Raw genomic sequence first — 23,256 nt, forward strand, 5'->3', positions numbered from 1 at the left:
GCTTCGATAAATGCCTGACTTTGATTTTGGAATCTATCGCCTTGCCAATATCGGAGGCACAAACGGGTTTCAATTTGGCGGCACCGTCACCCTTCGAGATGATTACAGCCGCTATATCATCGCCTGGAAGGTCTGCACGACGATGAAGGCCAATGATGTCACCGATCACTGGACCTGACTTTGCATGCTTCGGGCTGTGCCCAAGCGACCGTCGCCCACAAACCGCGCCTGCTCAGCGACAATGGGTCCAGCCACATCTCTGGTGAACTTGCAGAATGGCTGGAAGATCAGAAAATCGATCATGTCCGAGGGGCACCATACCTTGAAGAACCGCATCTTGCTGGAAAACTACTACCTGCCCGGTGATCTCAGGCAGCAGATCGACGCCTTTGTCGATCACTACGCCCACCGGCGCTATCACGAGAGCCTGCAAAACCTCACACCCGCCGATGTCTACTTCGGGCGCGGCCACGCCATTTTGAAACAGCGAGAAAGGTTCAACCGGAAGACACTCGAAACCCGGCGCTTGCTTCACCGCAAATTCGCCGCATAATCAAACCAACAAGATGTGCCTGATCCTCTCTTAGCTCAGGCGGCCATCTGTCCCAAAATTCCTGACGACGGACAGCCAGGTTCGCAATAGAGATATCCGTTTGTGCTGGTCCGTGCTCAAAAGAGCTTTTGGGCGCTTCCAGATTCGCTAACCGGATAACAAAAAATGCTGAAGTATTGTAGAACCATTCTTGACGCAGAAAAGTATGAACTGCGTCAAGTTAAAGAAACAATCAGTTACAACCTTAAACATGTCTTTGTCCAGATTCGTAGGCGACCCAGATCTTTTAAATCCTGTACAGTAATTGAGGCTTTAGGTCTTGACTTACTGAGTAACCAATTTCGTGATCTGAACTTCAGAGCAAGTCGCAAGGAGTATTGAAAGTAAGTATGCCACTCATTGCAAACGCAGATTTTTCAATCGCATCGACTGGCTGGTCCGTCAGCGGAACAGATTTCACGGCTCCTGCTTACGATCCCGGAAACAACTGCATCATCTTCGGCAATGGTTACTACGATGCGCAAGACGGTGATCGGCTAGAGCAGGAAGTGGGTCTGCAGAGGGGCCAAGAATACGCCCTAACTTTTTCCGTCACCAAGATTAGATCTGCAACTGGAGATTTTAGACTGGAGGTTGAACTGATCTGTTTTAATGGCAGTGTTGGTAGCACTCAGCTTCTGGACGCCATTGCCGTCATCAACGATGTTTCCAGCAATGTCACCAGTACCTATTCTTCGCACTTCGATGCCCCTGTTCTTAGAATTCACGGGGCATTTGGGAACGGCGGCACCGACTCCCTGTTTGTCCATGATGGCTTCGTTCTGGCCTGTTTTACCGCTGGAAAGAGACTACTGACCAATCATGGCAAAGTTGAAGTTCAAGACCTGAAGATCAGTAACGTGCCCGTCACTCATCCAACGTCCGAGAGGCCTCGGGAATCAAGGCGCTTCATACGCAGGGTTGTCAGCCAATTCATCTACATAATAAGAGCGACGGGCAGATGGCAGGGAGAGTGGTTTCCGTCGAAATCTAGGTTTTCGCTCAAGACACCCAACTTGGCAGCATCTGCGTTAAAAGCCATCACTGAAGCGATACCCAAGGAGATGTGTCTAAACCTCCTGCGCCCTTCACGATGGGAATGGGCCTGAAACTCTCTGTCACAAACCGCGAATAAGGAACTAAAGAGCGTGACACAATTTTTCCATCTCTTGGCTACTGCTCTAATTTTGAGCGCATTGTTTTTTTCCTTCATCGCTGGAGTTCTCTATGAGCAAAGTCGAAACGACACGAGCGCCACAACATCAATATTGTTGGCCGTGCTTGCCGCGACAGCCTCGTTCGCGCTATTCTGGTTCTTTTGACGCCCAGCAGCAACAGCGTCTTTTTCCTTACAATAGCAAATCAGGAACGGATTGACAAAAAAAGAGCAGCGAACATGAGGAATGATCTTCGATGACGAATAGATATCGTGCCTGGCTGTCAATCTTGGCAATTTGTTGAACCTCGCGACGATCAACCGTAATTCAGAAAGAGAATTGGTTAATCTGGCGCATTGGCTCTCACCGGACAATTCGGTCAACGGGTCGCTACCGCTGTTTTAACGGCGACCACCGGCAGAAAGCGGAATGAACAGCTTAGTGCTACCGACAATTGTCCAAACGTATCTCCAGTTCTTCTATGCTGGAGATCATTTTGTCCTTTTGTTGTTGCAGTCTCCGGTGTTCAGAGTACGGTTCTTCCTCCGTATAAAGTTGCGACGCAGTAGTTTCCCCGCCAATTGATTTCCACATCATGGGAGAGTGAATACTTATTTCAGCATCGAGTCTGGCAATGTCGCCTTTCCTTTCACCAATTCTTGTTCGAATGTAGTCACATTGGGAAGCAACTTCGTTTTCTTCGAATTTGTCGATTTCTGTTTCAAGGCTCCTGATCCTATCATTCTTCCCCTCAAATTCTGCCTCAAGTTTTGCTAGATGCTTTTCAGCCTCTTCGTACTTTGCTTCCCAGCGAACGGCCTCCTTAGTTTTCTCCGAAATTTCTGAATTTGTACTGTGTTGCCAATAAATGAATGAAGCCGCTGCGCCGCTGACTACACCCATGACTGCTCCTGCGGCAAAAGCTATAGTAGCTTTGTCGCCGATACCTTCTCGCAACCATCTCAAAATCTTGTCGATCATACCTGTATTCCAAAAGCCGAAAACTAGTCGAAAAGTGATTTAGCTCTTGTCGAATGTCTACCCAAATAAGGCCTAACTGAACCGAACGCGTATATTTGGGCGGCATGAGGAACTTAGTGGGAACACCAGCTTGTGCGTTCGGTTGCTGTTCTCCCAGCCAATTAGGCTGGAAGAACTTAATGAGAGAGGCACTTAAAGCTCTAAGAATTGCGCGATTGCTAGGATGGAAGCTTCATGTGCCGTTGATCTATTCCAATCTTCCGGATCATCAAAAATGAGGTCTTCGCCTTCTTCAAGCAGAAATTGCGGCGCATCTTCGGTGCAGATCGGGAAAAATGAATAGTGATAGGCATCTGAGATCACATTATACGTGGCGTTCGGGAACATGTCAGCCAGCCACTGCCTTCGGCACGTACATCTGTTGCAAACTAAGGGAAACTGTCACCAAGTGATATTAGCGGAACCGGGCGATTGATGAACTCGGCGCTTTCTGGAACGGCGGCGTAGATGAAGCCGGGGTCCACCGCGACGATGTTTTTGAAACGTTCATCCGTCATATTGATGGAAAATTCCTAGGGTAGGTTATCAAAATCTACTCCACCGTGTATGAGGAACAGACAGTCTTGGGTGGTTTCGCCGAATTTTCGGCAATAATCACGGTAAGCTTCGGCATCAAGTTCCAGGCCGCCAGCCCAAGCACTATCGAACCGCCAAGTGAAAAGCCCAGGGCAGTTATCAGGTCGCAGTTGATATGTTCGGAGAATTAGGGATCTGCCAGAACATGGTCGAGCGCAGCGCTCATATCTGCGGCGCGCTCCGACAATCGCACTGTCTGGCGCGGTGAACTGTCGCCAGTTGTTGTGCCTGGATGATTCAGGACTAGAACCAACGCGCCGCGTTCGGCCAAGCCGGTTGCCGGCCAGGCGGTGCCATCTATACTACTGCCGCACCCGTGGGAGACGACAATCAACGGTAGTTTTTCATCGGGCAAGGCTGCCCCAATATTAGTTTTGATGGGTTCAAACACCGCGTTACCGCCGATTTCACCGGCATAGGTCGCACGACCGACAGGTGGTCATAGCCCTACTGCAACCTGCCCAACGCGATGGTCAGTCTTTATCGAGAAGCGGTCGAAACCGACAGCCGGATCTGCATGGGCGCTGACGGCTAATAAAATGGCGAAGGAAGAGGTGAAAAAGATTGAATGCATTTCAGGTCTCCAATGTTGAATTGATGACCCCTTATCGGCGGGTATTTTGTGAATGCGCGTCCTCGAACCGGTTTCAGGTCGCGATGAACGGGTTCTTGGTCTATTTGGCGACTATGTTGATAATCCCTATCCCCTTGATGGTTGATATGATTTTGGGCTTTCTTGCCTTTCGCCATTTGTTAGCAAAGGATCGGCCTGCGCTCTTCTTGGTCCTGATCGCGGTTTGCGGGTTTCAGTCTTTGATCGAGATGATCACTTCGTCCAAAACCCACTTGTCGGCCAGCCGTGGCCGGTCTCGCCCGATGCAATTGGCGAAATGGCCGCCAAAGCGATTAACACATTGCCGGACGGTTTCCCTACTGACCGAAACTCCGCGCTCAGCGAGCAGATCTTCTACATCGACAGTGCTGAGCACAATTCGATGGTTGGCCTAGGCAGCATAGGCGATGATCTCGTGCAGAATATGAAAACCCTTCAGGCCCGGCATTTTGGACGGTATCTTTATGCTTGAGGCGTAACCAGTTCGGAACGCTCAAACAAGTTGGCAATCACCTTGAATGAGATCGTCACGTTTGGCTCCTGTCAAAATAAGGGACACCACTAACACGAGGATCTAGTCTCAGACAGAGATGCCGAAAGATTGCGACAAAGCCCCTAGAACGTTTCCGAGGTCGAGACGGACTGGCTCCAGACATTCAACATGTTCCGCAACACTTGGAACGACGGAGACAGCTCGGAAATCCGATTGTGTATTATCTGAGCCTGCCAACGCAATGATCGATCCGAATGAACAATCACAGCGAGGCGTGACTCATTCAAATATGGTTGCACGAGATGCGACGGTGCTGCGGTAAGCGTATCGCCTTCCAAAACGGTTCGGAACAGCATGTCGTAGTCGTCGGTGATCAGCGATATGTGCGGTGTTACGGCCTCCGTACCGCCAAGAGACTGAAACCAATGCTGCATTTCCACGGGCACCTCGGGGATAGCCAGCGGGTACTTCCAAATTTCTGTTTTACTTACAGTTTTTTTGGTTGCCAGCGGATGCCCGGAACGGCCGACAAAAATCATTCTGTCTTGCAAAAGCGGTGATACAACGATGTTGGGTAAACGGGATTCGCTGCCCGTTGTGGCAATTCCGAGATCAATCTGCCCAGCTTCGACCATTTCGATGATACGTTTGGAATAGCTGATCTGGAGCCGAAGTTTGATGTTCGGAAAGGCATTTGCAAAAGCGGGGATGACGTTGCGCAATGCTCCATGCATGAGAACCGGTCCCGCTGCAATCTTTATCTCGCCACGTTCACCGCTCGACAACAATTGGATATCAGATTCAAGCCGGTCCAATCGCGAAAGGATATCAATTGCATTGTCAACGATATGCTGTCCAAAAAGAGTTGGCGCGACACCCCGGCTTGTACGGTCGAATAGTGAAACTCTCAGCCTTTCCTCGAGCTTTGAAATACTTGCGGTCAAGGCTGGCTGGCTCATGTTAAGAGCCACTGACGCACGATTGATTGTCCCGTATTCGGCTATCGCCAAAATCTGTTGCAAATGCCGTGCTGTGATCATAACGCCCTCGCATCTCGTTATTAAGTTTGTCTATAACAGTTACTGTTTTATTCGATTTCTATTATAACGCTTTGGCCTGTAAAACTTCAAACTTCATGTATCCGTGCCGATGGTGATCAATCGAAAACCGAAGATCTCCAGGCCGCTGAATGGAGGACAGAATGATACCCAGACGTTTGACCCGATCCCTGCTCTTGACGACATCGCTAATCTTAGCGGGGGGGCAGCCAGGGATAGCTCAGAATAATCCGGCAGAACCGTCCACGGCCACGGCCAACGCGGCGGTTTTGGACTTGCTGGACTTTTCTGACCGTCAGGATTTCGATGATGCCGAACGCGGATTCATCGCCGCGATCACAGACCCAGCAATCAGCAATGCCGAGGGCCGCGCTGTCTGGGATATCGCCGGATATGAATTTCTCGCGGGTGAGGCACCTGCCACCGCAAACCCTTCGCTCTGGAGGCAAGGGCAGTTGAACAACATACACGGTCTGTTCGAAGTAACCGACGGAATCTACCAGATCCGCGGATATGACCTGTCCAACATGACCCTCATTCGAGGTGAGACCGGTTGGGTCATCATTGACCCACTGCTTACTGCGTCCACCGCACGCGCGGGTCTTGCGCTGGCCAACGAAAATCTGGGCGAGCGGCCAGTTGTGGCCGTTATCTACACCCACAGCCACGCCGACCATTTCGGCGGAGTTCGGGGTGTGGTTGATGCCGAGGCGTACGCTGCCGGCGAGGTCGATATTATTGCGCCGGAAGGCTTTATGGAGCATGCCGTGGCCGAGAATGTGCTGGCCGGCAACGCCATGACACGCCGTGCGTCATTCATGTATGGTAATATGCTGGAAAAGGGTCCAACCGGCCAAATCGGCTCAGGGTTGGGACAGACAACTGCAAGCGATGTGGTGACGCTGCTTCCTCCGAACCGGATCATCTCGGAAACCGGGGACACTATGATGGTCGATGGCGTCGAGATCGAATTCCAGATGGCCAACGGGTCCGAAGCACCGTCGGAATTCCTGATGTATTTTCCGCAATTTCGAGCGCTCTGCATGTCCGAGGTGACGAGCCACGTGATGCACAACGTTTATACGTTGCGGGGAGCCAAGGTTCGTGACGCGCTGTTGTGGTCGAAATACATCAACGAATCGCTGCAGCTTTTTGATGGACGCGCCGATGTGGCCTTTGCCAGCCACCACTGGCCAACCTGGGGCGAGGACAATATCCGCGAGTATTTGATCAATCAGCGCGATGTCTACCGCTTCATCCATGACGAAACGCTGCGTATGGCCAATAGCGGCATGACTCCGCGCGAGATTACCAACTCGATCAAACTGCCCGAAGATCTCGCTAGGTCGTTTTCGACGCGCGGCTACTATGGCAGCCTGAAGCACAATGCCGAAGCGGTCTACAATTTCTACCTCGGATGGTATGATGGCAACCCAGCCAACCTCGACCGTCTACCGCCGGCGGAATCAGGTGCTCGCTATGTTGACTTCATGGGTGGTGCAGAAGCACTTCTTGAAAAAGCGCAAGCCGCCTTTGATGCAGGCGATTTTCGCTGGGTGGCTGAGGTTGTGAATCACCTGGTTTTTGCTGATCCGGAAAACACAGCAGCACGCAATCTGCAGGCAGCGGCGCTAACGCAGCTGGGATATCAGGCCGAATCCGGTCCTTGGCGCAATGTGTATCTGAGCGCTGCAAAGGAATTGCGGGATGGGGTGAAACCGGCGCCGGCCCCCATTATCGGCCCGGACGCTCTTGCAGCCATGACGAACGAGATGTTTTTTGACTTCATGGGGGTGAGCCTGAACCCGGAGAAGGCCGCTGGCAAAGAACTGGCGATCAATCTTCATTTCACGGAGACTGGCGACAAGCATACGTTGGAGCTGAGCAATTCCGTCCTGACCAACACGTCGAACGTTCAGTCGAACGATGCGGACCTGACCATTTCGCTGAATCGTCAAACGCTTGGTGCGCTGCTGCTGAAGACGATTACATTTGAGCAATTCGTAGGCTCTGAAGCGACGTCCTTTGATGGCGATCCGATGGTCTTTGCTCAGCTCATGGGCATGATGGACGCATTCGACTTATGGTTTCCGATCGTTACACCGTAGGAGGATTGGCTTGCGCTGCCCGTTAAGGGCAGCGCAAGCATACTGAAGGAGCGGCGCGACTTGACGGGAATTCTTAATAGAGAAAGGCATCGCCGGAGAATCCGGTGATGCCTCTTTTCTTTACGTCGTGTAGCAGATCAAGCCGCCGGCTTTTTTTCGGGCAAGTAGGCCGACATTGCTTCCTTAATCGGCACATATGCTTCTTTTGCTTTGGATTGAGCCAGATCGAGCACTTCGCGTGTGTTGGCAGCGCTTTGTTCGATGCGGTCATGAGCATGTGCAACATGCAGGTCCAAAAGTTCGCTCATACACTTGGCCTTGATGCTCTGGCGTCCCAAATCGGTAACGCTCTTGGTAGCTTCACCGGCATAGCCAAGAAGCGCCTTGTCAACTGCAATCACACCTTCCAGGGCGGTACGGCTGCCTGTGATCAAGGCAGAGAACAACCCGCTTGCCGCTTTTCCGGTCTCGGCCACTCGGTTGGTGACGTTGTCAATGGCACCGTGGGTTTCAGTGCCAGTAGCTTTCGTCTCGATCTTCTTAGACATGGTCTTGATCCTTATTCATCGGTGATGTGAGTGGAATGTAAGACGGAAATGCTGCAGTGCAACAATTGAAATGCTGCGACGCAGCGTAATATTCCATAACTAGAATATATAATGCCCGGTAACGTGAAAAACTCCACCCAGTACGGCGCCCAGTATCGATCCGTTGATCCGAATGAACTGAAGATCGCGGCCCACTTCGGTCTCGATCCGGGCCACGAGTGCGTCACTGTCCCACTCTGTGATAGTTCTGGCCACATATTCGCGCACCGGTGCGCGCATTGCTTCGAACATTGTCAAAAGCGCCGTTTCGAGCCGATCGGAAATTGCGGTTCGCGCTGAGTGGTTGTCTGCCAGATACCGGGCAATTTCCAGAATTGCATCTGTCATAGTGTCAGAGAACCCATCCGGATCGTTCGTGACCTGTCTGTCGATCTCGGTCAGTGCCGCCTGCAGCAAATCCTCGACCGCGTGGGTGAAGGCCTTTGACCCTGTCCGATCTCTCAGGCTATCTTCGATAAAGCGCGAAATGACCCGATCCTCGCGGAACCGATCAATAATCTCCGTGACTGAGTGAGCAAATGCGGCACGGCGCGGTGACTCGGCATTGCTCAACTCATTGAGCACCGACATGACACCCTCGACCAGCAACGACGCCATTTGCCGATCGATGCCTTTGGCGATCCACCAGCGGCTGCGATCTTGTACCATACGCACGATTGCCGGGCGGTTTTCGTTGATCGCCTTCTGTACCTGTACCAGAACCGCATCAAGCAATTCGGTATCCAGCGATTGCTTAAGAAGGGATGAGACCTGATCCTCAAGTCGGTCAGATGCGGCCAGACGTCGTATCGTTTTCGAAACCAACTGCCTGACAGGTGCGGGAGTGCCGCGCTCAACTTGGACGTGCAGGAGCATCCGGAGCGCCCAAGACAGTTCCTGACCGATGATCTTGGCATTTTCACGCTGTGCTAGCCAATCGGTGATTTTGTGCAGCGGATCCACGGCTCGGATTTGCGCCAGCAGTTGCTCGGGAATCACGAAGTGCTCGTCGATGAAACGCGCGATGTTCTCAGCCGCACGTTTTTGGTTTTTGGGTAAAAGCGCCGTATGTGGAATTGGTAGGCCCAGAGGGCGCCGGAATAAGGCTTCGACTGCAAACCAGTCAGCCAACCCGCCTATCATGCCTGCTTCCGCCATCGCGCGGGCGAGAAGGATCCAGCGGGGCGGGTCGTCCGGGATAGAGGTCGCAACGAAGACCAACAGCAGGCCGCCAAGAAGAGTTGATGCGGTCCGGCGGACCCCCCTGGCGTCGTCCGCCCCCGCGCCCGTGGCAGCGACGTGCGCGGATGGAGGTTTGGAAGCGTGCATGTTAGCCCCTCAGGCGGCAGCCTTACCGTCTTCGTGAAGGAATGACTCGACCCGGTCGGCAATACGCTCGGCCTGCGTCAGGACAAACATGTGTCCGCAATCGACTGTTTCCAGCCTGGCATTGGGCAGACGCCGCGCCAGAATGCGACCATTGACCGGCGGTACCAACGGATCGTCCTCACCCATCAGGATTAGCGTTGGTATCCTGATCCGGCTGAGCCAAAGATAGCTGGTCCAACCCCAGGCGGCGAGCAACTGGTAGATGTAACCGCGAGTATCGCCTGCCTGCATTGCCATCGTGTGGTCCTTCAGCAGCTCCTTTTCGAATGCAATTTCACCACCATAAATATCCTTGGCTATGGAAAACAGGTAATCGGGGTCGGTATAGCGTCGCGGGGTTGCCATCTTGCTGAGCACGCTGACGCTGCCGGGAACCATAACGGCTCCGGCTGTCGTTGCGGCCAAGGTTAAGGATTGACAGCGGCGCTGATGGTCATGCACGAATTGCTGCGCCAGCGCACCGCCCCAGGACACACCGAATACGTCCACGTTCCCGATCCCCAGCTGGTCAAGAATGTCCCCGAGCATACGCGACAGATTTGCAAACCGATAGGGCAGCGTTGGCGTCGGCGATCCGCCAACGCCCGGAACATCGAACGCTATGAGGCGAGTACGTTTGAAATGTTCTGCGAAGGGTCCGATTGTGGTCAGGCTGGCACCGATCCCGTTGCAGAGCAGCAATGTTCTTTCAGCGTCTTCGTCGCCGATGACCGCAACATTCCACTCCTGACCCGAGGCTGTTAGAGTTTGTTGTTCTATGTTCATTCTATTAGATCCTCAGGCGTCTTCCAGCAGATAAGCCCCCGGCGCGTCCATAAGTGGTGAGTGAGCCTTGTTGCCCAACGATTTTGGCGCCAGTTTCTTGTCATTCGCGCGCGCCTCCAGCCATTTGGCCCAGTAGTCCCACCACGAACCCTCGTGTTTTTCTGCGCCCTCCAGGAAGGTCTCGGGACTGCCGTGGCTGCCGGTGTTGGTCATGTAACGCGCCTTGGGATTGCCGGGTGGGTTGATGATCGCCTGGATGTGCCCCGATTGTGACAGAACGAATTCGTTGTCGCCGCCAAAACCCTGCATCGACAAATAACAACCCTCCCACGGTGTTATGTGGTCAGTTGTGCCGCCCAGAATAAACTTGTCACAGGTCACTGCCTGCAAATCGGTCTCCACATCTCCGACATACCAGGTGTTTCCCTTCTTCATTCCGCCTTGTTCCATCAGCTTGATCATGTCGCCATGCAACTTGCCGGGCAGATTTGTTGTATCGGCATTCCAATAAAGTATGTCGAAGGCTGGCGGTTCGTTGCCCAGCAGGTAATTGTTGACCCAATAGGCCCAAATCAAATCGTTGGGGCGCAACCACGCAAAAGCTTTTTGCAAGTCCTTCCCGGGCAGGACACCCTGCGTTCGAGAAAACATCCGCGCCAGTTCCAATGTCTCGAAATTGGCGAAGAGCCCCATAGCCGTTTCCTTTGCTCCGGCAATGTCCAAAATTGCCACCAGCTGCGTGTGGCTATTGGCACGGTGTATTCCCTGTGCTGCCCAATACGCCAAAAGCAGGGAAGCTGTGATCCCGCCGGAACAGGCACCGACGATGTTGAGATCTTTCGAATTGGTGATATCGCAGGCTACTTCGGTTGCACGATCAAGAGCATGCACATATTCGTCCATGCCCCAATGAGCGTGCTCCTCGCCTGGGTTACGCCAACTGACAATGAAGACCTGATGGCCCTGTTTGAGAAGATATTCCACCACAGAACGATCTGGTGCCAGATCCCAGATGTAGAACTTGTTGATCTGTGGCGGAATAATGAAGATTGGACGTTTGAATACCTTGGCAGTCTGCGGCGTGTACTGGATCAGCTCCAGCAGATCTTCGCGATAGATCACCGCCCCCTCGGTCAGGGCCAGGTTTTCTCCGACAGTGAACTTGGATTTATCAACCATCGAGGGCAAGCCGTTGTTATTCAGCATGTCTTCGATGAGATTTTTGGTGCCGCTCAACAGGTTCTTACCGCCTTTTTCCAGCGTCACCTTCATCGCCTGCGGATTGCCCATCAACATGTTGGTAGGTGCCATCGTGTCGGTCACAAGTGAGGTTAGGAACTTGGCGCGCAGTTTATCCCGGTCGTCGATTTCGAGTTCCTCGACCCAGTTGTTGAGATGATTGCACCAACTCAGATAGCTGGTCATCATTGCTTTGTAGACAGGGCTAGACTGCCAGATCGGATCGGAAAAGCGGCGATCACCGAGAGCCGGTTGTACATCTGATCGGCCGGTCATCGCGCCAACACTCTCCATCACAAAGCTGTAATATGAAGCGAGCAGTTGATCCGGTTGCTTCAGGGATGATGTATAGAACTCGGCCATCGCTTTGGCCATGTCAGCCGATGTTTCCATAGTTTTCTTAGGCATATCCAGCTCTCCCTTTGTGTCCTTAAGAAATGACCATTGCCATCAGTTCGGCAACAACGGCAGGAGCGTCTGCTTCCGCCTCGCCCAGTGTGCTGTCTATCGTGAGAAGTGTGCGGCCCTGGCCTTTGTCTTCAGCGGCTGCGAGCTTGTAACTGGCCTGCACCTTCGCGCCCGCGACTACCGGGGCCAGGAATCGCACCTTGCCCAGCCCGTAATTCAGAACGGCCTTGGCATCAGGTGGGATGACTCCGGAATTAATAGCATCTGCCGCCAGCAGCGACAGCGTCAGGAAACCGTGCGCGATCGGCGCGCCGAACGGACTTTCCTGCTTGGCGCGGTCCACATCAACATGGATCCACTGATGGTCCCCGGTCGACGTGGCGAATCCGTTGATCCGATCCTGATCGACAAGGATTGGATTCGTGCTGTCGAATTTCCAGCCTAGGAAATCGGCCATCGTTGCGGTGCTGTATCCATCGGGAGCAGCCATTGTTTTCCTCCTGTCATTTTTCGGTGCGCACCGGTCACGGCGAGCAGGTGGTGATTTCGAATTCGGCGGTCCGCGTAGGATCGGCGCTTCATGGAGCGTGAGATCCTGAAACAGCTTGCCCATTCATCAAGGGCGCTTTGGTTCGTCGGGTGTCGATCCTCGTCGTGTTGTCGGTTACGTCTTTTCCGGCAACGCTGATTTCATCAGATTTTGGACCATCTCTGGCATCATCTCGAACCCCGGAGCCGCCGACTTCGTCCAATTGCGGATCAGCGTCTCAGGTGAGAAGTTGTTGGGATCGGCCATCATTGCCGCGCTGATCTTCTCCAGCCATTTTTCCTGTAGAGAACGCACGTTCGGTAATCCGATGACTTCCCGGGCTTCTTGTGCGGTGCAATCGATTTCAACGGTGATCTTCATCCTTCAGCTCCTGTTGCGCGACGGAATTTGGGGGCTCAAGCCAGCGCGGCGCCAGCCTCGACCCTGTGGAGCTGCGCGCCGGGCCCAGTTTCGTGGGGTGGCGCACAGCGTTCGTATCAGAGATCGCGTAATTCGCGCCGGAGAATCTTGCCGACCGCGGATTTGGGCAATTCGTCAGCGAAGGTGATTTTGCGTGGTGTCTTGTAGGCTGTCATTTCCTTGCGGCAGTGCGCGACGATCTGCCCTTCGGACACCTCCGCACCGGTTTTTTTGACCACGAAAATGCTGATCGCTTCACCGGTTTTTTCGTCGGGAATGCCGATGCAGGCACATTCTGCTACCCCGTCGACGGCGGTCACGACTGCCTCGATCTCGTTGGGAAACACATTGAAACCCGATACGATGATCATGTCTTTTTTCCGGTCCACGATACGAAGGTAGCCACTTTCATCGAACACGCCGATGTCGCCCGTACGGAAATACCCGTCTTTGGTGAAAGCCTCCGCGTTGGCGTCCGGCTTGTTCCAGTATCCCGACATCACTTGCGGTCCGGTGGCGCAGATTTCGCCGCGTTTTCCCAGAGGAGCGATCTCATCGTTATCATCCAACAATTTAACGTCGGTTGATGAAACGGGCAGGCCGCACGAGCCGGTAAATTCTGGTCTGCCCACCGGCACGATAGTCAGCAGCGGAGAAGTTTCCGACAGCCCATACCCTTCGGTAATGTGCTGTCCCGTCAGCGCCTTCCAGTTCTTCGAAACGGTTTCGATAATTGCAGCTCCACCACCGATCGAGACTTTAAGCTTGGAAAAATCCACCTGCTTGGTGCCTGGGTGCATGGCCAGACCCGCAAATAGCGTGTTAACCGCCGGAAAGACCGTGACGCCGGCATCTTTGATCGCCGTATGGAAGGCGTCAATGTCGCGCGGGTTGGGGATCAGGATCATCTTGCAACCCAGCGACGTGTAGGTCAGCAGAAGCATAAGGCCAAAAATGTGATAGAGAGGCAGTGCCAGGACAACCACCTCTTCCGTTGGTGTCGCCGCATCCGAGACAAAGGCTTTGTATTGCTCGATATTGGCTACCAGATTCCGGTGGTTCAGAACCGCACCTTTGGACGGGCCGGTGGTGCCACCGGTATATTGCAGGAAAAGTAGGTCATCGCCGGTCAACTTGACCTTCGAATAGCTGAAATCCGCGCCCTGTGAAAGAATGTCGGTCAGCGCGATAGTATCGGACAGACGACCATCCACTTGCGGGCTCTGCAGAGGCAGACTAGTTCCATCCGCCAGATCCATGGTGATGACTTGCTTGACGGGTGTGTTGTCGATGATCTCGGCCAGAACCGGTGTCGAACCCGAAAAAATCACAATGGTCTCAGCGCCGGAATCCTGCAATTGGTGCTCCAACTCGCGCGAGGTGTAGAGCGGGTTCACATTCACCTGGCAGGCGCCTGCACGCAGGATACCCAGCATGGCAATCGGAAACGCAAAGACGTTGGGTGCCATCAGCGCAACCCGGTCGCCCTTCTTTACACCTAGTTCGTTTTGCAGATAGGCGGCCACCGCTCGCGATTTTTCCTCGAGCGTACCGAAGGTCATCTTGTGGCCGAAACATTCAAGCGCAACCAGATCCCTGTATCGCTCCGCTGCTTGCTCAAACAAGGCTACGATCGACGGATAGGCATCGGAATCAATATGATCCGGAACGCCGGGATCGTAAGAATTGAGCCAGTGTCTGGTCATTGTCTTCCTCCTTGAAAATGACTGGGCTGGTGGGGTTGTTACTTTTTTTTCCAACTTTTGCGCGCGGTAGGCGGGGTCAGACGATTCTGCGCATCGCCTTGCCTAAGACCTCAACTACGCTTCCGTAGGGCGGATGAAAAAGCTGGGTGGCGCGTAGTCGACGCTGATACATGACAGGTTTGACCTTGGACATGGCATCGAAACCTGCCTGACCGTGGTACGACCCCATGCCACTATTTCCGACGCCGCCGAAGGGCAGGCTGTCGTTTGGCACGTGCCAGAGGCAATCATTGACGACCACACCGCCTGAAACCGTCTCCGCTAGTATCTTGTCACGCTCGCTGCGGCCTTTGGCGAATAGGTAGAGCGCCAGCGGTCGGCTTCCTGCATTGATATGTGAAATAGCGTCATCGAGCGTATCATATGCCACCACCGGCAGGATTGGCCCGAAGATCTCCTCCTGCATTACTCGTGCCTGTTTGGGCACGTCCAGCAGCATTGTCGGCGGGAAGTAGCGCGCGTTTGATCGCTCTTTGGGGTCTCCGTGCGGGCGTACCGCAGTTGCGCCATCGCGTACCGCCTCTTCTACAAGTGTGTGAAGCCGTTCGAAATGCCGGTCGGTGATGATCGTGGAGTAATCCGGGTTGTTTTCCCAGGTCGGGTAGAGCTTGCGCATATAGGCTCCGGCCGCTTCGACAAAGCTGTCCTGCTCAGCACGCGGCACAAGTGCATAATCGGCCGCTATGCAGACCTGTCCGGCATTGGCCAATCGACCATGGGCGATGGACTTAGCCGCAGTGGTGATATTGGCCGACTTAGTCACCAAAGCGGGTGACTTTCCCCCTAACTCCAGCGTTACCGGGGTCAAGTTGCGGGCGGCGGCTTCTGCCACTTTGCGACCCACCATAGTTGATCCGGTAAATATGATGTGGTCGAAGGGCAGGGCGCTGAACGCCTGAGCGACCTCGACTCCCCCTTCAGCCACAGCGAGCTCGCCGGGCGAAAAAAATTCTGCAATGGCTTCGGCAAGTACCGCATTGGTCGCGGGGGCGAGTTCACTTGGCTTTAGCAACACGCGGTTGCCCGCCGCGAAGGCGTTGGCGATCCCGCCCATGGCGAGATAGACGGGGAAGTTCCACGGTGTCATAACACCAACCACCCCTAAGGGTTGTGGAATCAGGCGACTCTTAGCCGGCAAAAAATGCAACCGTGTCTTAACCTTGCGTGGGTTCATCCATTTGCGAAGGTGGCGCCAGTTGTCGCGGATCTCACTGATTGAAAGCAGAATGTCGAACATTGCAGATTCATGGTGTGATCGATGGCCGAAATCTTTACTCATCGCCTCGACCAACCTGTGCTCGTATTTACAGAGGAGCTTTTCCAGACGTTTCAAACGGTTTTTCCGGGCTCTCAAGGTTGGGAATCTCTCGGTCTCGTAACCCGTTCTCAAAAGGCTGAAGGCGTCATGCAGAGTAGTAGTTTCTGAGTTCACTTGAGTATCCATTTCAGTAGCCTCGCCAGTTTCTTATTTGTTGTGATCCCACGCAATCTGTCTGCGTCCTCAGGCCATTCGCGCAGCCAAGGCACCTGCATTTTTTAAAGTCATTCCGTAGATTGATTCCTGCGGGTTGGCTCCGATGGACGTTGGGAAGACTGACCCGTCGAACACGGACAGATTTTCGATTACGTGGTGCGATCCCTCGGAATTGACGACCGAGCGTGCGGGGTCTTCGCCCATCATGCACCCACCCATGACATGAGCCGAACCGACAAGAAGATTCATAATCCCCATGTCCACACGATCCAGCCAAGCCCCCGCATCATTCATCGAGGTCAGCCGCTCGGTTGCCAAATGCCATGGGTAGACTGCCGTCGCGCCAGCAGCAAACTGCACTTCCATCGCCGCCCCAAGAGATCGGACCAACCCTTCGCGAATGTAGTCGGTGATCGGGTAGTCGACGGTTTGGTGGCGCTCACCAACCAATTCGACCGTGCCACCCACCGCGCCATCATGAAAGCCATCGCGTAGGAGCGAAACGATAGATTGCATTCGCGGCAGGTCTTTCATCAATTCTGCACTGCCCCGTCCCATGGTCTTGTCGAAAACCCCCGCGGCAAACACAGGCTGCAGCGGTGTCACTTCCAACTTGAACCCAACGCGATCGTCCTCGGGCCAGAGGAATTCGTCCGAATAGGCTGATTGCGGTGCCCCGTAAAAAGGCTCAGTGATCTCGTCCATGACGGCCAGCGATGCGCTGACCGGGTGCAAGAAAGTCCGCTTGCCCAGCAATCCCGAAGGATCGGGGATGTCCGAACGCATCATTAACGCGGGACTGCGGATTGAGCCGCAGGATGCGACCACGTGCTGTGCCTCGACAGTTACTCGCTTGCCATTCGGATTACCCTGCGCATCTAGTGCGCGGCACTCAACACCGCTGGCACGGGTACCGTTATGAATGATGCGCACTGCCTCGGCGTTGTGAACAAGTGCCCCGCCCGCATTGAGCATGCCCGGAATGGTGGTGATCAGCATCGACTGTTTGGCGTTAAGAGGGCAGCCAAGGCCGCACAACCCGGTGTCACCGCAGTATTTGACATTGCGCTTGATGATGGCAGCATGAAATCCCAAAGCTTCACATCCGCGTTTGAGCGCGGCATTGTTGGCATTTGGTTCGAACTCGTCCCAGAGCGCAATGTTAAGCCGTTTTTCGACCGCGTCGAAATGGGGGGCAAGGTCGTCCACAGACGCCCCCCTTACTTCGTACACGTCCTGCCATTGGTTCAGGGTTTTTTCGGGCGTGCGAAAGCTGGTGGTCCAGTTTACCGTGGTTGATCCACCGACGGCGCGTCCCTGGAAGACAATGATGCCCTTATCCTTGGTTCTCTGGGCGCCGGCCTCCTGATAGAGCATAGGGTAAGCCTTGCCTTCGTTTTGCGAAAACGTTTTGGCGGTGTGATAGCCGCCAGCTTCAATCAAAACGACCCGCAATCCGGATGTGCTGAGCACCTCGGCGGCATAGCCGCCGCCCGCTCCAGATCCGACAATCACCACGTCTGCCGAGAGTGTTAGATCAGCTTCGATCCTACTTCCGTTGTAAATTTCATGAATATTCAAGGTCACCCCCCATCAAGCTTCGTTGTCAACAAGTGGTCCGTCGTAGCCCACCATTTCCCAACTGTGCCGACTGCTATAAAATGCCGTAACAGGCAGGTCGCGCAGTACAACGAAGGCTGTGCGCTTTAATGCGAGGGAAGACGATGCGAGGTCATTGAGGTATTTGTGCACCTGGGCACGGCTGGCCGTTTCCCAATTGCCCCACCGCCCGCCAAGAATGAAGCGCGTCGGTGCGTTGGCGAGTAGCCCCAGAAGATCGGTGATCTCCTTGCGGCTGGTTTCTGGCAGATCGGTCAGCAGGACGTCGACGCCGCGCAAAACATCGTCGATCGCCGCGGTGCGTTCGGTTTCCTCTTCTGGCAGCATGCCATCAAGAACGGTATCTGAAACGGCGCCGAAAACACTTTGTGCGCCAGCATCAAGATGGCTGAGAGATTCAAGTCTTTTAACCACGCCTCCATCGGTCAAACGGGTCGCGACAATGCCACCACCTGCCAGAAGCGCAGCGCCGACGGCACCGTACTTTAAAAACCTTCGACGGGACACGTCGAATGGCGCCGAGTACTTCATCTCATTTCCTCTCAGTTCAGCTAACCCTTGCAGCCTCTGATAAGTCGCCGTGCCCTCACACGGCATCAATGTGGCGCTGTCGTCACCCGTTATCGAGCGCGCCTTCTCCTCCGAGACGCGGTTCGAGCGGCCCTATCAGTACTCCGAACAGACCGGGCAAACGTTACGCTGAGCCTGTGCCGGAAATCCCTGAAAGCGGATTCACTACCGCTGTCCGTCATCGAGACTCCCCGATGATGGGTCCTGATGCCCAGCATGGCTCTGTGATTCTGTTACCCAAACACAGTAATCATATTTTTGAAACATATTTTTAGGACAATTGTCCAGATTAAATGTATTATTTTTCTTCTAGTCCAAGAAACCACTCAAACAAAGCCGCAGTTTTCTTGCCGGATCCACTTGATTTAAACAGGTAAAAAATTCAAATAGTGGACATGGATGAAATGCCCGCAAAACTCAAACAGCGTGTCGAGCGAAAAATTGCTAAGCGGGACGCGAAGCGCCGGGAAATTGCATCAAGTGCGATCGAGGCCCTGAAAGAGTTGGGCTATGCGAACACATCGCTTCGGGATATCGCCGAGAAGAGTGACTTGTCCCTTGGAATGATGCACTACTATTTTGAAGATCGCTCTGAACTCATCATCTACTGTATCCGGATTTACAAGCTTGTATTCGTACAAAAAATCGCTGATGCATTGGATTCCGTCGGGCACTCTTCACAGGTGATCGACACACTTTCTGAAGCGTTCGTTGCTTCGATTATCGACGATAAGATGATCCATCGCCTTTGGTACGACATTCGCACGCAAGCGATGTTCGACGAGAACTTTCGCCCCGTAGTCGCTGAAATTGAGGCAATGCTGATCGATGTCTTGCGCCGAGTCCTCGTAAAATCGGGGCATCTCAACCCCGTTCAGGTTGAAATCAAGTATGCTTTGGTTGACGGTATTTTCCGTTTCTTGATGCTAAATCAGATTACCGGAACGCCACTCACACGCGAGGAATTGTTACTCGAGTTTAAGGCGCATTTGACACCCATTTTGGGTCCTACAACGACCGATTCCGGTGCGAGTTAGGGACCAGCTACATTAAACGGTTTTGATCGATACGCCGAGCGCTTCAAAGCCTTCGCACACGGAAACGAATGGGATTTGCAGGAGGTCGTTGTGGTTTCACCGCCCAAACGGATCATTTTTGTTGGCCCCGGTGGAGTAGGAAAGACGACGCTCGCCAGACAGGTTGCCAAGGCCCGATCCCTCGTCCATTTTGATCTCGATGAGATGTTCTGCGCCGAAGTTCAGAACATCCGACTTTTCATAAGAAACTACGGTTATTCAGCCTACACTCGTCGAAATGGCGAACTTTTATTGGCATTTTTGGAGAATTCGCCAATTCACATGGTGTTGTCGCTTTCATCAGGCATCCTCAGCGAAGATATGGTTGGGCCGATGCGGTCGGTTTTGCTGTCCGCTGTGAAAGCCAATGGAGCGCCCTTCCTAGTTATTCCTCACACTGACGATGAGAATGCGGCGCAGATTGTAGCCGCGCGGCAAATCCGACGTGGGTTTAACCTGGAATCCGAACCTGAGCGTATGAAGTACCTTCGGCGGATCATCGAATACCGTCGACTCGGATTTCCTCAATTGCTGAATGCGCAAGCCGCAGCCTTCGATTTGGATGGCGTACTGAAGCGCATTGATGCCAGCTTCAATGGTAGCAGCAGAAAGCGCGAAGCTCCGGTTCAATTGAGCTGACAGGGGTACTGATCAAAGTACTGATGCTTTGACAGCCGCGGAGTCTATGCCACCTTGTGTCATTTTCTTTTCGGCTCGTGCCCGGTTGACAGCTAGAAGCGTTTCCAAGCCAGAGTCATGAGAACATTCGCTGTCCATCTTGGCCTAACCGGACTGAGCGTGCATATTCGGGCACTATAAGGAACAAGAAGCGAACTTTGAGGCAGATCATTGAACCAACTATAGTGTTCAATGGTCAGATCAAATTCTTTTCGGTCTACGGAAATGCCAATCGGCTTGCTTGCGCGTACCGTTTAAAACCGAGGTCAGGATAAGGGCGGCGGCGACCGCAGCAGAAAGTGTGAATGACCAAGCACTTGTCAAAACGGGATTATCGATTAGCATTGAAAATGTGGTAGCGAATAGGAAAGCTACGAGGCTGGAGCATGATGCAACAATTGAAGAACCGAGACCGGCCAGGGCACCGAGTGGGCGCATTGCAAACGCATTGAGATTGCCGAACAAAAGACCAAGGGCGAAGAAACCTAACCAAACTATGCAAAGCAAACCCGCCAAGGGTGGGTGCTCGTCGAAGAAAGATGCGGCAACCAAGAGGCCAACGCCCGACACCGCCTGAAGAGATACGCCGGTAAGAATAAGAAGTTCCATGCTTTTGCGACCGACCAGCCAGACATTCATCAACAGTGCCGCACCAGTTCCGGTCGCGATGAAACCAAAGAGCGCAGGCACAAGCGAAGGAAGGCCGTACAACGCACCGAATATGTCCGCCACCACCGAAAAATAGGTCAACTGTGCGCCGAAGATTAAGCCAGTGGCTATCACCGCCGTAAAGACATCGAGACGGCTGACCACAAACCAGATGTTGCGCGCCTGAAGTCGAGGTTTTAGTGGCACGCGGTTCTCGACGGAAAGCGTTTCGGGATGCCGTACCCACAACCATTTGCCAAGCCCAAATGCCAGTACAAGGTAAGCCCAGAATACACCGCGCCACCCAATAATAACCGCGATTGCTGCGCCGACGGCTGGTGCGATCATAGGAACCAAAATGAGCAAAGTGAAAATTACAGACATGATCTTGGCCATGTTAGGCCCAGCGTAGCAGTCGCGGATCATCGAGCGTGTACCAATTTTTGGTCCAGCCACACCTATGCCTTGAAGGATGCGGCCAAAGACCAACACAGCGAAAGAATCCGCCATAGCTGCAACGACCGACCCCGAGACAAAGACCGCGAGACCCGCAATCACGGCAGGGCGACGGCCCACTGCATCGCTAATCGGTCCTATTATCAATTCTCCGATAGCCATGCCGAGCACAAACGCCGTAATCACCTGTTCTCCAGATACCTGAGAAGCTGGATGAAAAGAGGCTTTAATCATCGGCATTGTTGGCAAAATACCATCTATAGCAAAAGCCGTAAGCGCAGTCAGAGCGATATAGAGGGTAATACGTTCGAAACGCTTCATCACCGTCATCGAACTACGATTGCGTCACAATGCTGGCTCCTTGTGGCGGGTAGCATTAGGCCAGCTCGAATTCGGGTAAACTCTTGACCAGATCATCCACAGATTTCATCTGAATGAGGTAGTCTTTCAGCCGATCAAGGGGCAGCGCGCTAGGGCCATCGCATTTCGCATTGTCCGGATCAGGATGGGCCTCAAGAAACAGCCCCGCAATTCCCACTGCTAGGCCTGCTCGACCCAGCTCTGCAACTTGGTGTCTGCGGCCACCTGATGCGCTAGCTCCTGTATCTCTCATTTGCAGCGAATGCGTCACGTCAAAAATTACTGGCGCGTCATTGCTGCATTCTTTCATCGTTCTGATACCCAGCATATCCACGACCAAATTGTCATAGCTATCAAATGCAGAGATATTTTGCCTTTCCGGAACGATTAACCCTTTGTAGTTAAGGCCAATTGTTTTGACCGCCTTTGCAATCCTGCCTTCGCCGCCAAGAAAAGTTGCCTTTTGTGGTTAAATTTAGGGTAAAGGTTCGCCCCTCCTTGCAGTCGAACATCAAACTCTGGGCTCAAACAGCTAGAAACTTGCCTTTACTTCGGTGTCAAGCGGCTACCAGACCTTGAAAGCTATATTGAAATCAAATCTCGCTGGGATCTGCCGTAAGTAAGCAGCTGTTTACCTTCTCAAATTGACCCGCTTGCAACATGGAAGTACGCTACTTGATGATTGACAGCAGTTTCGGGAGAAGAAGGCGATGGCTAGAATCAAATTTCCCTCGGACGCAGAGCTTTCCGTTTTAGTTCGCGATGCACTGGCTCAATCGATAGAGCGGGCGACAGAGCCAACTTGGCGCATTGTACTACTGCCAATGTTTCTGGGGGCCGCATTTGCCCTGGCGACAATGGTCCTTGCTAAGTGGCTCGTAGATATCGGCTTGTTGTGATAGCTTCTACTGAATAAGTGGCTGCTACAGATACGATATAGTCGCCTGTTGCTGGGTGTTTCGGTTTTTCTAGGTAGAAGCACCACAACGAGGAATGGTTGGAAACCCCAGAAAACACCTATGCCTGAGACCTCGAGTGTAGACGAAACCCAAGATACTTTTTGGATGTATTCTGGTGTCGCCATGTTCGAGCGGGCATAATCTTCCATATAATAAGCTAGCCTCCAGCCTGCGGTTGAAATAGGGGGGCGTGGCAGACTGATCGGTAGGACCAAGGGTGGCATGAACACAAAGCTGCACGCCGTCGCCGACAGTGTTGGTCGACCTATTCGGCTCTTCTTCTCTGCTGGTCAGGTTAACGACTCCACAGGAGCCAGGGCTCTGGTGAACGGCCGACCATCGGCTGAATGGTTACTGGATGATTGCGGTTATGATGCGGACTGATTCCGTGAAGCCCTGATAGACAAGGGAATAATGCCTTGCATTCCAGGCCGAAAATTACGCGACAAGCCTGTCCGGAACGACAAGCGCCGCTACAATCGTCGCAACAGAATCGAGATTATGTTCGGACGCCTGGAGGACTGGCGTCGTGTCGCCACTCGCTATGATCGATGCCCGAAGGTCTTCCTCTCGGCCATCGCGCTCGCAGCCACCGTCTTGTTCTGGCTGTAAATCAATGAGATGCCGTAACAGGGCCTGCGTCACGCACCGCCGTTGCCACTTGTCATATCTGC

At 53.3% G+C, this 23,256-nt stretch carries 20 protein-coding genes and 3 pseudogenes; 6 read left to right on the plus strand and 17 right to left on the minus strand.

The annotated features are described in order from the left end of the window. Positions 1-88: 88 nt before the first annotated feature. Positions 89-553: pseudogene (locus ACR1XV_RS18025) on the plus strand (DDE-type integrase/transposase/recombinase); the annotation flags it as partial. A 389-nt stretch (positions 554-942) separates the two neighbouring features. Continuing rightward, the gene (locus tag ACR1XV_RS18030) at positions 943-1,701 is read left to right on the plus strand and encodes a hypothetical protein (RefSeq protein ID WP_480533882.1); all 759 of its coding nucleotides are present in this window, start codon (positions 943-945) and stop codon (positions 1,699-1,701) included. 492 nt (positions 1,702-2,193) lie between these two features. Here ACR1XV_RS18030 and ACR1XV_RS18035 read toward each other — a convergent pair whose 3' ends face one another. The 5 genes and pseudogenes from ACR1XV_RS18035 to ACR1XV_RS18055 all read right to left on the minus strand — a co-directional run bounded on the left by ACR1XV_RS18035 (position 2,194) and on the right by ACR1XV_RS18055 (position 5,512). Beyond that, the gene (locus tag ACR1XV_RS18035) at positions 2,194-2,730 is read right to left on the minus strand and encodes a hypothetical protein (protein ID WP_480533884.1); all 537 of its coding nucleotides are present in this window, start codon (positions 2,728-2,730) and stop codon (positions 2,194-2,196) included. 192 nt (positions 2,731-2,922) lie between these two features. Then, positions 2,923-3,117: a hypothetical protein gene (locus ACR1XV_RS18040; protein ID WP_480533886.1), complete on the minus strand. Its 195-nt coding sequence runs from the start codon at positions 3,115-3,117 to the stop codon at positions 2,923-2,925. A gap of 41 nt (positions 3,118-3,158) precedes the next feature. Next, positions 3,159-3,287, minus strand: coding sequence for a hypothetical protein (locus tag ACR1XV_RS18045; protein ID WP_480533887.1), 129 nt, complete (start codon positions 3,285-3,287; stop codon positions 3,159-3,161). An 891-nt stretch (positions 3,288-4,178) separates the two neighbouring features. Beyond that, positions 4,179-4,445: pseudogene (locus ACR1XV_RS18050) on the minus strand (IS6 family transposase); the annotation flags it as partial. A 149-nt stretch (positions 4,446-4,594) separates the two neighbouring features. After that, the gene (locus ACR1XV_RS18055) at positions 4,595-5,512 is read right to left on the minus strand and encodes a LysR family transcriptional regulator (protein WP_480533889.1); all 918 of its coding nucleotides are present in this window, start codon (positions 5,510-5,512) and stop codon (positions 4,595-4,597) included. A 161-nt stretch (positions 5,513-5,673) separates the two neighbouring features. On the opposite strand from ACR1XV_RS18055, the gene ACR1XV_RS18060 reads away from it, so the two are divergent. Further along, a complete protein-coding gene (locus ACR1XV_RS18060; RefSeq protein ID WP_480533891.1) occupies positions 5,674-7,638 on the plus strand; it encodes an alkyl/aryl-sulfatase in 1,965 nt (654 codons plus the stop codon). Positions 7,639-7,775: 137 nt separating this feature from the next. On the opposite strand, the gene ACR1XV_RS18065 is transcribed toward ACR1XV_RS18060, so the two are convergent. From ACR1XV_RS18065 to ACR1XV_RS18110, 10 genes are all read right to left on the minus strand, one after another. Further along, on the minus strand, positions 7,776-8,186 hold the full coding sequence (locus ACR1XV_RS18065; protein WP_480533893.1) for a phasin family protein: 411 nt from the start codon (positions 8,184-8,186) through the stop codon (positions 7,776-7,778). A 99-nt stretch (positions 8,187-8,285) separates the two neighbouring features. After that, positions 8,286-9,554 carry a DUF445 domain-containing protein gene (locus ACR1XV_RS18070; protein WP_480533895.1) on the minus strand — a complete coding sequence of 423 codons (1,269 nt, stop codon included), beginning with the start codon at positions 9,552-9,554 and terminating at the stop codon, positions 8,286-8,288. Positions 9,555-9,563: 9 nt separating this feature from the next. Next, a complete protein-coding gene (gene phaZ / locus ACR1XV_RS18075; protein ID WP_480533897.1) occupies positions 9,564-10,379 on the minus strand; it encodes a poly(3-hydroxyalkanoate) depolymerase in 816 nt (271 codons plus the stop codon). 12 nt (positions 10,380-10,391) lie between these two features. Continuing rightward, positions 10,392-12,026 carry an alpha/beta fold hydrolase gene (locus ACR1XV_RS18080; protein WP_480533899.1) on the minus strand — a complete coding sequence of 545 codons (1,635 nt, stop codon included), beginning with the start codon at positions 12,024-12,026 and terminating at the stop codon, positions 10,392-10,394. Between the two features lie 22 nt (positions 12,027-12,048). After that, the gene (locus ACR1XV_RS18085) at positions 12,049-12,516 is read right to left on the minus strand and encodes a MaoC family dehydratase (RefSeq protein WP_480533902.1); all 468 of its coding nucleotides are present in this window, start codon (positions 12,514-12,516) and stop codon (positions 12,049-12,051) included. A 174-nt stretch (positions 12,517-12,690) separates the two neighbouring features. Further along, positions 12,691-12,936 (minus strand): DUF6489 family protein, encoded by a 246-nt coding sequence (locus tag ACR1XV_RS18090; protein WP_480533904.1) that lies wholly within the window; start codon positions 12,934-12,936, stop codon positions 12,691-12,693. 116 nt (positions 12,937-13,052) lie between these two features. Next, positions 13,053-14,681 (minus strand): AMP-binding protein, encoded by a 1,629-nt coding sequence (locus tag ACR1XV_RS18095; protein WP_480533906.1) that lies wholly within the window; start codon positions 14,679-14,681, stop codon positions 13,053-13,055. A 76-nt stretch (positions 14,682-14,757) separates the two neighbouring features. Next, positions 14,758-16,185 carry a coniferyl aldehyde dehydrogenase gene (locus ACR1XV_RS18100; RefSeq protein ID WP_480533908.1) on the minus strand — a complete coding sequence of 476 codons (1,428 nt, stop codon included), beginning with the start codon at positions 16,183-16,185 and terminating at the stop codon, positions 14,758-14,760. A gap of 57 nt (positions 16,186-16,242) precedes the next feature. Next, complete coding sequence (locus ACR1XV_RS18105) at positions 16,243-17,796, minus strand: GMC family oxidoreductase (RefSeq protein ID WP_480533910.1); 1,554 nt, start codon at positions 17,794-17,796, stop codon at positions 16,243-16,245. 12 nt (positions 17,797-17,808) lie between these two features. Continuing rightward, entirely contained in the window at positions 17,809-18,366 is a 558-nt protein-coding gene (locus tag ACR1XV_RS18110; RefSeq protein WP_480533912.1) for a twin-arginine translocation signal domain-containing protein, read from the minus strand. Positions 18,367-18,800: 434 nt separating this feature from the next. Here ACR1XV_RS18110 and ACR1XV_RS18115 point away from each other — a divergent pair, with 434 nt between their 5' ends. After that, positions 18,801-19,442: a TetR/AcrR family transcriptional regulator gene (locus tag ACR1XV_RS18115; RefSeq protein WP_480533914.1), complete on the plus strand. Its 642-nt coding sequence runs from the start codon at positions 18,801-18,803 to the stop codon at positions 19,440-19,442. 90 nt (positions 19,443-19,532) lie between these two features. Beyond that, positions 19,533-20,120 (plus strand): shikimate kinase, encoded by a 588-nt coding sequence (locus ACR1XV_RS18120; RefSeq protein WP_480533916.1) that lies wholly within the window; start codon positions 19,533-19,535, stop codon positions 20,118-20,120. Between the two features lie 240 nt (positions 20,121-20,360). On the opposite strand, the gene ACR1XV_RS18125 is transcribed toward ACR1XV_RS18120, so the two are convergent. Both ACR1XV_RS18125 and ACR1XV_RS18130 read right to left on the minus strand, forming a co-directional pair. Beyond that, the gene (locus ACR1XV_RS18125) at positions 20,361-21,584 is read right to left on the minus strand and encodes an MFS transporter (RefSeq protein ID WP_480533918.1); all 1,224 of its coding nucleotides are present in this window, start codon (positions 21,582-21,584) and stop codon (positions 20,361-20,363) included. 55 nt (positions 21,585-21,639) lie between these two features. After that, the gene (locus tag ACR1XV_RS18130) at positions 21,640-22,056 is read right to left on the minus strand and encodes a DAHP synthetase I family protein (RefSeq protein WP_480534123.1); all 417 of its coding nucleotides are present in this window, start codon (positions 22,054-22,056) and stop codon (positions 21,640-21,642) included. Positions 22,057-22,739: 683 nt separating this feature from the next. On the opposite strand from ACR1XV_RS18130, the pseudogene ACR1XV_RS18135 reads away from it, so the two are divergent. Continuing rightward, positions 22,740-23,194 (plus strand): annotated as a pseudogene (locus ACR1XV_RS18135) (IS5 family transposase); the annotation flags it as partial. Positions 23,195-23,256: the final 62 nt, after the last annotated feature.

The sequence above is a fragment of the Ruegeria sp. AD2(2025) genome (genome assembly GCF_056542385.1).

Bases quoted from the DNA above. Each gene is read 5' to 3' on its own strand.
- ACR1XV_RS18045 (WP_480533887.1), bottom strand. From the start codon at position 3,287: ATGACGGATGAACGTTTCAAAAACATCGTCGCGGTGGACCCCGGCTTC.
- ACR1XV_RS18040 (WP_480533886.1), bottom strand. From the start codon at position 3,117: ATGTTCCCGAACGCCACGTATAATGTGATCTCAGATGCCTATCACTAT.
- ACR1XV_RS18100 (WP_480533908.1), bottom strand. From the start codon at position 16,185: ATGGATACTCAAGTGAACTCAGAAACTACTACTCTGCATGACGCCTTC.
- ACR1XV_RS18095 (WP_480533906.1), bottom strand. From the start codon at position 14,681: ATGACCAGACACTGGCTCAATTCTTACGATCCCGGCGTTCCGGATCAT.
- phaZ (WP_480533897.1), bottom strand. From the start codon at position 10,379: ATGAACATAGAACAACAAACTCTAACAGCCTCGGGTCAGGAGTGGAAT.
- ACR1XV_RS18080 (WP_480533899.1), bottom strand. From the start codon at position 12,026: ATGCCTAAGAAAACTATGGAAACATCGGCTGACATGGCCAAAGCGATG.
- ACR1XV_RS18035 (WP_480533884.1), bottom strand. From the start codon at position 2,730: ATGATCGACAAGATTTTGAGATGGTTGCGAGAAGGTATCGGCGACAAA.
- ACR1XV_RS18030 (WP_480533882.1), top strand. From the start codon at position 943: ATGCCACTCATTGCAAACGCAGATTTTTCAATCGCATCGACTGGCTGG.
- ACR1XV_RS18125 (WP_480533918.1), bottom strand. From the start codon at position 21,584: ATGAAGCGTTTCGAACGTATTACCCTCTATATCGCTCTGACTGCGCTT.
- ACR1XV_RS18065 (WP_480533893.1), bottom strand. From the start codon at position 8,186: ATGTCTAAGAAGATCGAGACGAAAGCTACTGGCACTGAAACCCACGGT.
- ACR1XV_RS18060 (WP_480533891.1), top strand. From the start codon at position 5,674: ATGATACCCAGACGTTTGACCCGATCCCTGCTCTTGACGACATCGCTA.
- ACR1XV_RS18115 (WP_480533914.1), top strand. From the start codon at position 18,801: ATGGATGAAATGCCCGCAAAACTCAAACAGCGTGTCGAGCGAAAAATT.
- ACR1XV_RS18085 (WP_480533902.1), bottom strand. From the start codon at position 12,516: ATGGCTGCTCCCGATGGATACAGCACCGCAACGATGGCCGATTTCCTA.
- ACR1XV_RS18070 (WP_480533895.1), bottom strand. From the start codon at position 9,554: ATGCACGCTTCCAAACCTCCATCCGCGCACGTCGCTGCCACGGGCGCG.
- ACR1XV_RS18090 (WP_480533904.1), bottom strand. From the start codon at position 12,936: ATGAAGATCACCGTTGAAATCGATTGCACCGCACAAGAAGCCCGGGAA.
- ACR1XV_RS18055 (WP_480533889.1), bottom strand. From the start codon at position 5,512: ATGATCACAGCACGGCATTTGCAACAGATTTTGGCGATAGCCGAATAC.
- ACR1XV_RS18110 (WP_480533912.1), bottom strand. From the start codon at position 18,366: ATGAAGTACTCGGCGCCATTCGACGTGTCCCGTCGAAGGTTTTTAAAG.